Raw genomic sequence first — 13,294 nt, 5'->3', positions numbered from 1 at the left:
TTATTTTGCTGATTAAATCTTCACACGATCTTCATGAAATCTATTGAATATTGTGATTAGTTGTATTATTGTGTGAAAGTGTGCGCTATTGCAGTGGATATCCGGGCAGAGGAGAATCGAAGATGAAAAAACCATTAAAATTTCGAGAAGACGGTTCATTTGTCATTGTGCAATTTTCGGATGTTGAGTTTCTGGATGAATTTGATTATGACCCGGAGACGCCGCTGTATGATGCAGAGACGAAGGCACTCATGGAGCGGGTGATGGATGCGGAGAAGCCGGATCTTGTCGTATTCGCTGGAGATGTTGTCGCGAGCAACCGGGCGCGTAATCCGCTCGAGTCGTTCCGTCGTGCGGTGGAAGCTGTTGAAGCGCGCGGCATTCCATGGGCGGCGGTGTTCGGCAACCATGATTCGGAAGGCGAAGTGCCACGGAAGCAGATGCACGCACTGCAATTGGAGTTCGCGCATAACGTTGCGGAAGAAGATCCAGAAGGCGTCGATGGCGCAGGGAACTTCATTGTTCAAGTCGCAGGTCATGAGGGTGATCGCACGGAAGCGGCGCTCTATTTCCTTGACAGTGGCGACTATGCGCAGCAAGGGCATCGGGTTGGCGGTTATGACTGGATCCGCCGCAGCCAGATTGATTGGTACATTGGCAGATCGCGTGAATTGACGGCGCAGAACGGCGGTGAGCCACTGCCTGCACTTGCGTTCTTCCACATTCCGCTGCCAGAGTATAACGATTTGTGGGACTTCCATACTTGTTATGGACATCGCTACGATAACTGGTGCTCTGCGCCGAATATCAATTCGGGAATGCTCTCGGCAATGGTCGATATGGGCGATGTGATGGGCACCTTCGTCGGGCATGATCATGGCAATGATTTCTGGGGCGAGCTGCACGGGATTCGCCTCTGTTATGGGCGTTCGACGCGTTATGTTAGCTTCGTGGACGGCGTACGTCATGACCTTGTGCCGACCGGTGCACGTGTCATCCGCCTGAAGCAGGGTGAGAAGCAGTTCGAGACATGGATTCGCGAGACCGATGGAAGTGTGGTGCATGAGCAGCCAGAGCATAAGCCGGAGGGGCGGAAGGCGTAGCGAAAGCATGCAGATTAACAGAGATTTCTAAGAAACCTAGGAACCTTTGTCGAATGTATTGCGAAGCGTACAGGGATGCACTATGTTAGGGATAGATTCAAGCCCTAAGCGTGTTACTGAATTCAGGCATGAGCTTTAAGAGGCAACTCTTCTTGCGCGTGCCTTTTTTGTGTTGTCTCGTTGAATCCTTATTTTCACTCATGAAAAGGAGGTCTGCAGGTGAACTGGCGACGGAATCTACTGCTCGGATTAACGGTAAGTCTGATGTGCTCCATGCTGCCGATTGCCCCTTCGATGACGGCGTATGGCGCGGCAGCTACGGGTAGGACGGTGAACATGGCGGAGGGGAAAACAGCATTATCCTCTTCGGTGGAAGGAACGACGGCGTTTTATGCTGCGAATGCATTCGATGGCAGCATGGCGACACGGTGGTCGAGCAATCGGACGGATGCGGAATGGATTTACGTGGATTTAGGCAAGTCGATGCCGATTAACAGCGTGAAGTTATTTTGGGAGTCTGCTTATGGAAGCGGATACAAAATTCAAGTTTCGAACGACGGTGGGACGTGGAAGGACGTATTCGTAACGACGACAGGCGACGGGGGAACCGATGAGATTACGTTCGAGACAGAGAATGCGAGATATGTGCGAATGCTCGGAACGAAGCGGGCAACGCAATACGGTTACTCACTGATAGAATTTGAGGTATACGGCCCTTCGCCATTGACGATCGCCTTAAGCCAGGAAGGTTGGAGCGAGCAAGAAGTGACGTTTACGTTGCAGGTTGATCCTGCGGAGGAAGGGAAAGTTCGTGAACTGCTCTACAAGGTGAAGAAGGAGGGAACGTGGCAAACGTATTCGGGCCCTGTCACCGTCCGAGAGCAAGGGGAGACGGATATCTATGCCAAAGCAGCCTTGATCGATGGGACCGAGAGCTCAGAGGTCAAAGCAACGATTCGCATCGATACGATGTTCCCGGTGCTGCTGGCCAACTGGCGTGCGAAGTTAACGGGAGGCTCGGACTACAATCCGGTCGATCAAGATATTGCGGCAGCGCTTCGAACGATGGAGTCGAAGGTGAAGAATGCGAATGTGACAGGATATTGGGATACGCTGAATAAGGCCGCGAACCGAACCTATTTGTGGAGCGATTTGAACGCACCTTCTGCGCAAGCGCAATATTCGGCGGATATTACGGCCGGTTACAATCGGCTGAAGGACATGGCGCTCGCGTACGCGACGGTCGGTTCGAAGTATTATCAAGATCCGCTGCTGCGTCAAGATATTTTGGATGCGCTCGATTGGCTATATGCCCAGCGTTATAACGAGAAAGCGACCGAGCGGGGCAATTGGTGGGATTGGGAGATCGGCTCGCCGATGACGCTGAACGATCTTATGACGTTGATGTACAGCGACTTATCAGAGACGCAGCGGGCGAACTATATCCGAGCGATCGACAAGTTCGTGTTCGATCCGACGAAACGGACCAATTCACCGACTTTGACCGAGACAGGCGCGAACCGGGTGGACAAGTCGCTCATCGTAGCCTTACGCGGCATCATCGGTAAAAACGGCACGAAAGTCGCGCAAGGCCGCGACGCCCTCTCGCAAGTATTCGCCTATGTGACATCAGGGGATGGGTTCTACAAGGATGGTTCCTTCATTCAGCACTCCAATATCGCTTATACCGGCAGTTATGGCTACGTGCTTATCGATCACCTCGCCGATTTGCTCGTTCTGCTGAAGGGTTCGAGCTGGGAGGTGACGGATCCGGGGACGAGCAATATTTATCGTTGGATTCAAGACTCGTTCGAGCCTCTCATCTATCGAGGAGTGATGATGGACATGGTTCGCGGCAGGGCGATTTCGAGGAAAGCGTGGCAGGACGATACGATCGGTCAGGCAGCTGTCGTGATTTTACTGCGGCTATCGCAGGCTGCGCCGGCCGAGGAAGCGGATAAGATTCGGCGCATGGCCAAACATTGGATCGAGTCTAGTCGATCTGCTGATTCGTTCGCTGCCGGGCTTCCGATCTCCGATATGCAGCTGGTCAAGTCCCTGCTGCAGGATTCGGGTGTCGCTCCGAAGGAAGAGTTGATCCTGCACAAGCAATTCCCAGCGATGGATCGGGCCGTACATTTGCGCCCAGGGTTTGGATTCGGTATCAGCATGACTTCGAAACGCATCGCCAATTATGAGACGGGGAACAGCGAGAATCTCGCAGCCTGGTATACGGGCGACGGGATGACGTATCTATACAATAACGATTTGACGCAGTTCAATGACGATTTCTGGCCGACGGTGGATCCGTATCGATTGCCTGGCGTGACATCGGACGGCAAGACTCGGACAAGCGGAACCAATGATCGAGCTTGGGTAGGCGGTGCTGCGATCGAAGGACAGTACGGAGCTGTAGGGATGGATCTTGCGCCTCGGAACAGCACGCTGCGCGGCAAGAAATCCTGGTTCCTGTTCGACGACGAAATTGTAGCGCTTGGGGCAGGCATTCAGGCAACGGATGGGAGCGCGGTGGAGACGATCGTGGAGAATCGTAAGCTGAATGCGAATGGAGACAACGCGCTGACGATCGATGGGGGATCGAAATCGTCGGCGTTAGGCTGGGATGAGGCCGTTCCTAGCGTTCACTGGGCGCATTTGCAAGGGAATGCGACAGGCGCAGATATCGGTTATTATTTCCCGGAGGCAACAGATGTTGTAGGTTTGCGGGAAGCACGAACGAATGCGTGGTCCGATATTAATCAGAAGGTCGAATTTACGGACACGGCATCCGTGACGAGGAATTATCTCTCGCTCGCGGTGGGGCACGGTACGAATCCGTCGGAGGCAACTTATGCGTATACGCTGCTGCCGAATAAGAGCGTACAGGAGACGGAGCGGTACAGCGACAATCCGGATATTCGTGTGCTTAGCAATACGGGGAGTCTGCAAGCGGTGGAGGAGACGAAGCTCGGCTTAACGGCGATGAATTTCTGGCAGGCAGGAACCCTAGGCGAGCTGTCAGCATCGACCCCGGCTTCGGTGATCATGCATAAGGCTGGCAGGGCGTGGCAGGTCGGTGTTTCTGACCCGACGCAGGCGCAGTCCAAGGTTACGCTGGAATGGAATCGGTCGGACCTTACGGTTGTCAGTAAGGACAACACAATCACCGTGCTGCAGACGACGCCGACGCTCAAGGTCGAGATTCAGACCGCAGGTTCGAAGGGAGTAACGCATGCGTTCCAGCTTCAGCAGGCGGCTGCAGCACCGGTTGTGGTCCAATCGACTCCGGCGAATGAAGCGAAGGATGTGCCGCGAGATCAAGTCATCTCCGTTCAATTCGATCAGGGGATTCAGGCGGGGCAGGCATTCGACCTCATTCAGCTTCGGCAAGGTGAGACGGTGGTACCCACTGCTGTTGACGTTCAAGGCAGCACACTGCAGATGAAGCCAAGCAGCAAGCTGTTACCGGCGTTACAGTATACGATCTTAATCCCGAAGGGGGCAGTGCAGAACAACGAGGGGATCGGGGTCGGAGCATACAGCAGTACCTTCACGACTGCAGATATGAAGCTCAGTGCAACGTTAAGTGCACCAGCGCAAGTTACCGCAGGTCAGGAAGTTGATGTACGCCTTGGGCTGGCCGATGTGAAAGATCCCGTATTCGCGCAGGATATTCGCCTAAGCTATGATGCGAGTCGATTCGAATTCGTGGAAGGCAAGGCGGAGCGCGAAGGCTTACAAGTGCTGAAGACGTCGCATCCTGAACCGGGACAGCTTCGGTTCATCTTAGCGAGTGCGGGTGAGTCGAATGCAGTCACCGGCGATGTATCGCTGCTCAAACTTATCTTCCGGGCTAAGCAAGTGACGTCAACAGCGACCGGGCAAATGCGCGTTGAATCGGCGATACTTGGCGATGCGAACGGGGTGGAGACGACAGCGGCGCAAGCTTCGGCAGCGATCCAAGTCACACCTGCGGGTCCAGTCATTCCTGAAGACGTGAATGGTGACGGTGTCGTTCGGATCGGTGATCTCGCCATCGTGGCGGCGAATTACGGCACATCCGAATCGGATGCGGGCTGGTCGCTAGCGAAGCGGGCCGATGTGAATGGCGACGGTAAAGTTGATATTAATGACTTGGCGATGGTTGCGCGGAAGATATTGAATGTATAAAGAGGATAGGATCGACAAATATTTACTTGATTGGAGATAATAATAGAAATTCTCTTCGATGAAGAGTTCATAGCGCAATGAAGCACACTGCCCCTCGTATGCTAATGCAATACGAGGGGCTTATTTTATTTTCGGAGTGTTATCTGGCTATCTTGCGCAAGAGATGAACAGACAGGAAAATGAGTTAGGACAGCCTTCATTGGATAATGATGTAAAATTATTTATAATGGCATCATATGACATTGTTGACGATAAGGGGGATTGTTGATGCTGACGGGGGAATTATCATCATTTCACGCGGTACTCGGTGCGTGGTTCCAAGCGCAATTCGGTGAAGCCACCGAGGTGCAGCGGAGTGTATGGCGTGAAATCCAGCATCATGATCACTTGTTGATTGCTGCACCGACGGGCTCGGGCAAGACGCTTGCCGCCTTAATGCCATGTCTGGAGCGAATTATACGTGGTAAAGAGCAGGTCAATACGCAAGACGAGCTCAAGAAGGGGGTAAAGCTGCTCTATGTTACGCCGCTGAAGGCGCTCAATAATGATGTGCATCATCATATGCTGCAATTCGCGGACGAGATGGAGCAGGTTGCCGTGACGTCAGGTTTGGCGTGGCCAGGGCTTCGCATCGGGATTCGGACGGGCGATACCCCGCAGCGGGTGCGCGCCGCGATGTTGCGTCAGCCGCCCGATGTGTTGATCACCACGCCGGAGTCGCTCTACCTGCTGCTGACTTCTCCGAAATCTCGGGAAATCCTGAAAACGGTGGAACAGGTTATCATTGACGAGATTCATAGTCTGGCTGGGGATGCCCGTGGTATGCATCTATCCGTCACGCTCGAGCGGCTCGTTGCGCTGACGGGCCGTTCTTTGCAGCGCATCGGCGTCTCTGCGACGCAGCGGCCGATTGAACTCGTAGCGCAATTCATGGGCGGATGGGAACGATCTGCTAAGAGCAGCGATACAGCCGACGAAGGGAACGATCTGCCGCGGCGTGTTGGTATCATTGAGAGTGCGATGGACAAGACCTATCGCGTGTCCGTGATGCTGCCGGATCGGACTGTCATGACGAACAACAAGGAAGAGATATGGGCTCCGCTTGTTGAGCGGCTTCAATCGCTAATGAAGGAGCATCGGACGACCTTAATCTTCGCGAATAACCGCAGGCTCTGTGAACGGCTGACCCGCCATTTGAATCTAGAGGCAGGCATGGAGCGCGCGAGAGCGCACCACGGGAGCATGTCGCGCGAGAATCGACTTGAGGTCGAACGGGCGCTGAAGGCCGGGGAGCTCTCCTGCCTTGTCGCCACCTCATCTCTCGAACTCGGGATAGACATTGGCCATATTGACCTGGTCATTCAGATTGATGCGCCGCCGAGCACGGCATCCGGCATTCAGCGGATCGGGCGAGCGGGCCATGCCGTTGGAGATATTAGCCGAGGGACGATGATCGCTAGATCACGAGGCATTCTCTCCGAATGTGCTGTGCAAGCGCATCTCATCACCCAGCGTCAGATCGAAGCGATCACGATTCCGTCGAACGATCTTGGCATCTTATCGCAGCAGATTGTTGCGATGGTCGCGAGTGAAGCGTGGTCTGTGGAGCAATTGTATGCCGTACTGAAGGGCAGCGACAGCTACCGGAGCTTGACGCTCGAACGGCTGCATGATGCGCTGCGCGTGTTGTCGGGGTATTTTCCGTTCGTCCGCCCTTTGTTCGAGTGGAATCAGGCATTGGGCATGCTGTCGCCAACCCGGACGACGATGATGTCCGCCATCATGGGGGCGGGCACGATCCCGCAGAGCACCAGCTATCCGATTCACCATGCCCAGTCGCGCCTGAAGCTCGGTGAACTCGAAGAAGAATATATTTATGAGAGCCGGATCGGCGATGTGTTCCAGCTGGGGACGTCCTCCTGGCGGATTCAATCGATTAAGAACGATCGCGTCTATGTCGTCGAGGCGGCGAACGAAGTAAGTGAAATTCCGTTCTGGCGCGCCGAAGCGTCGGGAAGGTCCTTCGAATTGTCCTGTCAGATCGGACGGTTCCATCAGACGATGGCCTCGAAGCTAGAGACCGAGACCAAAGAGATAGTCACCGCGTGGCTGATGCAAGACTACGGCATGGATGCGAGCGCTGCGGAGCAGCTCGTCGGCTATATGCGATCCCAGCTCGATGCCGCACCGATGCCAACCGATCGGCGGATCATTGTGGAGCATTATCAGGACGATCATCTACGGCATCATCTGGTCATCCACAGCTGGTTCGGCAAAAGACTGAACCGAACGTGGCAGCTTGTCCTGCAAATCAGTCTGGAGCGCTTATTCAATGTGCATGTGAATACATCACTCAAAGATAACGGGATCGAATTCATTCTGCCGGATTGGGATGTGCGTGTGGTCCAGTCGCTGTTCAGCATGCCGCTGCATAAGGTCGAAGAGCTGCTGGTCGACGCGATTCCGGCTTCGCCGCTGTTCGGCATGACCTTCCGCCGCATCGCGGAGACATCCTTGCTGCTGCCGCGCAGCTTTACGCGTACGCCGGCATGGAAGCAGCGGCTGCGCAGCCAAGAACTTCTGCGCGCGGCGGTGCCGCATGCGGCACAATTTCCGTTCATCGAGGAGACGATGCAGGTCTGTCTGTATGAGTTGTTGGACCTGCATCGGTTGAAGCAGCTGCTGTCGGAGATTCACACGGGGACGCTTGAACTCGTGATCGATGATCGCAAGACACCCTCCCCGTTCGCATGGCAGTTCGCTCTAGATTCGGCCAATAACCAGATGTATGAGTCGGATGCTATCGGCAAAGATATTCAGCTGCATCTGCTCAGCATTAATCGGGATCTCGCTGGGGAGATGTTCTCCGCGTCTTTGCTCCCTGCCCCATCTGCGGACATGCTGAAAGAAGAACAAGCTATTCAGTCATCTCAAGATCTGTGGACATATTTGAAGCGCAAAGGAGACCTGAGCACGACGGAGCTTATTCATGCGACACGTGACGCGGAGGAGACGTTGCGATGGACGGATGAACTGGTCGATGCGCAGCGGATTCAATCGGTTTCTCTGCAAGGCGCCAAACGCTGGATTTGCTCGGATGAGGTCGATACGTATGCAAAGCTTACGGAGGATACGATGGCCGCGGCTTTCGTGTTGGAGCGTTATATGGAGCGGGAGCTCTATTTTATGGCGAGTCAGCTCGTCGCCGCCTATGGCCTGTCGACAGCTCAAGTTGACAAGTTTATCGAGGAACAGTTGGATCAAGAACGAATTGAGCCTGCGCCATTCCAAGAGTCGGAGAAAGAGATGACTTGGATGAGCCGAACGGCGGCAGAGCGGGCCATTCGCAAGGCGTCGGGACAATTGCGCAAGCAAGTCGAACCTGTAGAGGCGCCACGCTACGGTCACGATGTTTGCAGTCGGCATGATTTGTATCGTGAGGATCAAGAGCAGGGTCCGGAGGGGCTTCGTAACATCATCGCACGTATGCAAGGGCTGTTCCTCCCTTTAGCCCAGTGGGAGACGAGTATTTTTCCAGCGCGAATGCAGCTGTATCGCAAGGAGTGGCTCGACCAATTATGTGCGGAAGGAGAGGTCATCTGGCTCGGAAGGCGAGAAGCGGGGGAGAAAGAAGGACGTGTTGCTTTCTTTCTCGCGGAGTCCAAACCCCTGTACACGCCTCTCTGTCAGGCGGCTTCAGCTGAGATTCATCCCCAGTTGGTAGAGCTGATGCGAAGCAAAGGGGCCAGCTTCCTGACCGCATTAAGTCGAGAGATGGCCTTTGCGCCTTCGGAGATTATGGACCTGCTGATCGATCTGGTCTGGGCGGGCGTGGTCTCGAACGACCAGTTCTCGCCGCTGCGGCTGCACGGCTCGAAGCCAGCGAAATCGCAAGGTGCCTTTAAATCCGGACTCGGACGATGGTATTTGCTTGAATCGATTGCGGACTCAGAACTGCCGATGGAACGATCCGCTGCGGCTTGGATCGAGCATCTGTTGGACACTTATCTCATCCTGACGAAAGAGACGGCTGCGATGCAATCTATTTTTGTGTGGGATCAGGTCTATGATGCCTGCAAACAGCTGGAGCAGATGGGTATGCTGACGCGCGGGTTCTGGATAAAGGGCGTAGATTCGCTGCAATTCGCAAAGCCGGAGACGCTCGAACAGCTTCAGCTCCCTGTGACGATGTCGCAAGACCGTATCGCTGTATTGACCGCGACCGACCCGATGAACCTGTATGGCCTTCTGCTGGATTGGCCGGATACGGCTGAGATCCAGTTCACGAGAAGACAGGGGAACGTTGTGGTGCTTCTCAATGGTCGCTGTGCGCTATGGATTGAGAATAAAGGGAAGCGAGTCGTGACGCTTGGCTCAGATCCTGCTGCTACGTTACCGAGCCTGCTGAATAAACCAACGATGCAGTATATCATCCAGCGTTTCATCCGATTGACGGGTGCGCGCAAGTGGGTCATCGAGACATGGGACGGCCAAGCGGTGGAAGCATCTCCAGTGGCTGCGCTTTTGCGCGAGCTAGGTGCGATTAAAGATCAGCACGCCTACGTGATCTGGTCGAGCAGCGTGAATTAAACAAGAGGAAGACCTTCCGCGGGGAAGGTCTTTTTCACCTGTGCTCGTCCAGCATCGCGCACTCCAAAATTTCTTGGTACACGGCGTGCCAGCCACGGTAATAGTCAGCGACATGGTGAGGATTAATCAGTTCTCTTCGCGATGATTCATAACCTGCTGCAAAAGGATGCAGGGTCGTAATCCCCATCCGGTAGAATACTTGATATCCAATTTTCGGATAGGGGCTGGATTCGCTCCAATTCGGATTCTCGCTGTGATCGATGATCGTGTAGCCAAGCAGCGTACAATCGCCCTCGACGTAGCCTTCTTCCATCGCTTCCCGGCGAAAGCATGCCTCTGGCGTCTCTCCGATTTCAATATGCCCGCCCGGGAAATCCCAGCCGCGATCATGGAGGTCTACGATTAGTAATTGCTGATGGTAGAAGCAGAAACCGTGCACGCTCGTGATAAGATGCCGTGGCGGCAGTTCGGCGCTTGGCTGCCATGTTAATAGGACTCGGGATGATCCCCAGTCGACTGCGATGGATGTCATGGTTGCCTCCTTCGTGGTTCAGATGATGACCATAGTCTAGCATAGCGCTCGGTCGCTGGGAATCACAAAAACCCACCCTTCAGGTTGAAGGATGGGCTGCGTGCGAAGCGGGCACTACTACTCTTTGATTTTTTTACGGAACAACAAGAGGAGCCAGATGAGTGCTACGAACATGATGGTATGCGAAAGTCCTGCGATATGCGGAAGACCTGCGAAATCGGATCCTTCGATCTGCAGAATGCCACGTGCGATTAATGCGCCAATCATGATGATGAACGCGACATTATAGACGATGAACCAGAGGTTAAATTGTTTATGCTTATGAATCTCGAATAGTTTGCACAGGATCAGCACGACGAGGAAAAATAAAAATCCCAGCACGAGCAGATGGGTGTGGGCGACGCTGAGCACGGATTGCCCGTCGAAGTTGGAATATTTGGTATACTCCCGGTAGAATACACCGGACAACATGCCAATGATGAGATAAAAGAATGCGGCATAATAACTCTTTTTCATAGGATGAAATCTCCTTATCGATGTTATGGATGAAATCAGAATCGTTCATGTACGCGATCCATCATACGAGATGAATATGAACGGAGAATGAACAGAACATTACAACATGTTGCGCAGCGCCGATCCAGGTTGAGTTACGACCGGGTATGATCTTGATGGAGCGGTGTTTTTACAGATGTGCTGCGTGGCCCCAAGAGCGTCATTAACGCCGGCAGCAGCATACCGCGCACGAGGAATGTGTCGATCAAGATCCCCATTGCCATCGTGAATCCGAACAAGAACAGCTCTTGCAGCGGTTGGGTGATGAGCACGCAGAACGTGGCTGCGAGAATGATCCCGGCGGAGGAGATGACGCCTCCAGTCTTGGCTACGCCGCGGCTGATCGCTTCAGTCCAAGGGTGATGCTTCGCTTCTTCCCGGATGCGGGAGACGAGCATAATGTTGTAATCGACGCCGAGTGCGATCAGGAAGACGAACGTATATACAGGCAGTCTATAGCTAATCGCGTCGTAACCGAGGATGTCATGGAACACGATCCAGCCGAGTCCGAGCGTTGCGGTATACGAGAGCAGCATCGTGACGATCATCGTGACAGCGAACTTGATTGACCGGGCTTGGAACGTGAGCATCAGCGCGATAAGAAGGGTGACGAGTGAGAACGTAACGATCGTATCCTGCGCATTCATGCCGCGCACATCGAGCTGCTGTGCCGTCTGTCCCGCGAAATGCAGGGTGTTCTGCGCCGGATCGAAGTCGGCCTGCTCTAAGATGGATTCGCTCTTGTCTTGTAAGTTGCGGACGACATCAAGCGCTTCAGGATCATAAGGGTTCGCTTGCAGCGTTACCTTCAATTGCAACGTATGCTTCTGATCAGATATGAATTTGTCCGGCAGCTTCGCATCCGGTGCCGCTAGTGCCGGCGTGACGTTCGGGCGAATATCATGGATGCCGCCTTCGGCTTCAAGCGCTTTTGTTAGCTTTGTTAATTTCTCGATATAGGCCGCGTCGATGACAATTTCTTTATTGGATTGGAGCAGCACTGTAACGGGCGCCAATTGCCCTGGCGGGAATTGCTCTTCCAAGAGCTCGAATCCTTGTCTCGATGACGTATCACTCGGAAAAGATTTCATCAGGTTGAAGGAGTAATTCATCCCCGTGACATTGATAGACGACAGAATTAGGAACAGCAGTAGAATGCCGGAAGTTATCCCTGGCTTTCTCGTGACGACACCGCCCATGCGCGCCCAGAAACCTGGCTTCTTTTTCGGAGCGGTGTGAAGTTCCTGCTTCGGCATGAACGGCCAGAATCCACGGCGTCCGAACAGGGTATAGATCGCTGGGATTAGGGTCAATCCGCCGAGTAGAATGACGACCATCGCGACGGAGAAGACCGGTGCGAAGTTGTGGTACGGCTTGAAGATCGCCGCGAACAACGTTAGCATCGCGATGAGCACGGTACCGCCGCTGAAGGCAATCGGTTCCGCCACTTGGCCGAAGGCGACGCGCATCGCTTCGTATTTGGAGTCCATGGTCTTCAGAGCCTCGCGGTAGCGGGCGACGATGAAGAGACAGTAGTCAGTCAGAACGGCGAAGAGCAGGATCATCATGATCGAGAGCGCCTGTTTGTCGACGACGAACCATTCGTTTTTGGCCGCGAGTCCGAGGATACGGTCGGTGACTTGGTACACGAGCCCCGCGATGATGAGCGGAATGACGGCCATGAGCGGCGAACGGTAGATGACGATCAGAATGATGAGAATGAGCCCGACGGTGGCGAACATGAGCACGAAGTCGGCATTTTTGAACAGGCTTGTCGTATCGGCGGCAATCCCGGCAGGGCCTGTGATTTCAAATTGCATATCTAGCATATCGATCTGAGCGACTTTGTCTCGAATCAGCTGCATCGTATCATAGAGCTGTGCGGAATCGAGATTTTTATCCAAGGCAATGTTGAGTAATAGGGTGGTCTGATCCTCCGAGAACATCTGGTCCTGCACTTGTTTCGGGAACTTGTGAAAAGGCAGCGCACTGGAGACATGCACCGGCTTCTGATCCGATGCCAGCCAAGTGCTGACTTCGGAGATCTTGGCGCGTTGCTCGGTTGTGATGGCCTGCTTCGCATGGAAGACGAGTAACCCAACAGGGCCATCTTCGGTTGGGAATTGTTCGTTCATCAGCTGTTCGGCGATGGCGGAAGGTGTATTCTCGTGAATGCTGCCTTCGCCGCTGCTGACGGCATACTTCTTCGAGCTGGGTGCTACGCCGCTTAATACGATGATGACGACGAGCCATATGGTGAGCACGGTCCAAGCGCCCTTGCGGGTACTGATGCGATTCGCTAACGATTGGAAAAAACGGTGCATCGTTCAAGGCCTCCTATCTC

At 54.0% G+C, this 13,294-nt stretch carries 6 protein-coding genes; 3 read left to right on the top strand and 3 right to left on the bottom strand.

The window, feature by feature from the left end:
* Positions 1-122: 122 nt before the first annotated feature.
* The 3 genes from GCU39_RS20420 to GCU39_RS20410 all read left to right on the top strand — a co-directional run bounded on the left by GCU39_RS20420 (position 123) and on the right by GCU39_RS20410 (position 9,863).
* Positions 123-1,103 carry a metallophosphoesterase family protein gene (locus GCU39_RS20420; protein WP_152395202.1) on the top strand — a complete coding sequence of 327 codons (981 nt, stop codon included), beginning with the start codon at positions 123-125 and terminating at the stop codon, positions 1,101-1,103.
* A gap of 219 nt (positions 1,104-1,322) precedes the next feature.
* Positions 1,323-5,273, top strand: a complete 3,951-nt coding sequence (locus GCU39_RS20415) for a polysaccharide lyase family 8 super-sandwich domain-containing protein (RefSeq protein ID WP_152395201.1) — start codon at positions 1,323-1,325, stop codon at positions 5,271-5,273.
* A 267-nt stretch (positions 5,274-5,540) separates the two neighbouring features.
* Positions 5,541-9,863: a DEAD/DEAH box helicase gene (locus tag GCU39_RS20410; protein ID WP_152395200.1), complete on the top strand. Its 4,323-nt coding sequence runs from the start codon at positions 5,541-5,543 to the stop codon at positions 9,861-9,863.
* 34 nt (positions 9,864-9,897) lie between these two features.
* Here the strand turns inward: GCU39_RS20410 and GCU39_RS20405 are convergent, their stop codons facing one another.
* The 3 genes from GCU39_RS20405 to GCU39_RS20395 all read right to left on the bottom strand — a co-directional run bounded on the left by GCU39_RS20405 (position 9,898) and on the right by GCU39_RS20395 (position 13,274).
* A complete protein-coding gene (locus tag GCU39_RS20405; RefSeq protein WP_152395199.1) occupies positions 9,898-10,395 on the bottom strand; it encodes an NUDIX hydrolase in 498 nt (165 codons plus the stop codon).
* A gap of 117 nt (positions 10,396-10,512) precedes the next feature.
* Positions 10,513-10,911: a DUF2871 domain-containing protein gene (locus GCU39_RS20400; protein WP_152395198.1), complete on the bottom strand. Its 399-nt coding sequence runs from the start codon at positions 10,909-10,911 to the stop codon at positions 10,513-10,515.
* Positions 10,912-11,045: 134 nt separating this feature from the next.
* Entirely contained in the window at positions 11,046-13,274 is a 2,229-nt protein-coding gene (locus tag GCU39_RS20395; protein WP_152395197.1) for an MMPL family transporter, read from the bottom strand.
* Positions 13,275-13,294: the final 20 nt, after the last annotated feature.

Source organism: Paenibacillus guangzhouensis (genome assembly GCF_009363075.1).
Taxonomy (GTDB): Bacteria; Bacillota; Bacilli; order Paenibacillales; family Paenibacillaceae; genus Paenibacillus_K; species Paenibacillus_K guangzhouensis.
This window is presented reverse-complemented; position numbering and strand designations above follow the sequence as displayed.

Bases quoted from the DNA above. Each gene is read 5' to 3' on its own strand.
- GCU39_RS20420 (WP_152395202.1), top strand. From the start codon at position 123: ATGAAAAAACCATTAAAATTTCGAGAAGACGGTTCATTTGTCATTGTG.
- GCU39_RS20410 (WP_152395200.1), top strand. From the start codon at position 5,541: ATGCTGACGGGGGAATTATCATCATTTCACGCGGTACTCGGTGCGTGG.
- GCU39_RS20405 (WP_152395199.1), bottom strand. From the start codon at position 10,395: ATGACATCCATCGCAGTCGACTGGGGATCATCCCGAGTCCTATTAACA.
- GCU39_RS20400 (WP_152395198.1), bottom strand. From the start codon at position 10,911: ATGAAAAAGAGTTATTATGCCGCATTCTTTTATCTCATCATTGGCATG.
- GCU39_RS20395 (WP_152395197.1), bottom strand. From the start codon at position 13,274: ATGCACCGTTTTTTCCAATCGTTAGCGAATCGCATCAGTACCCGCAAG.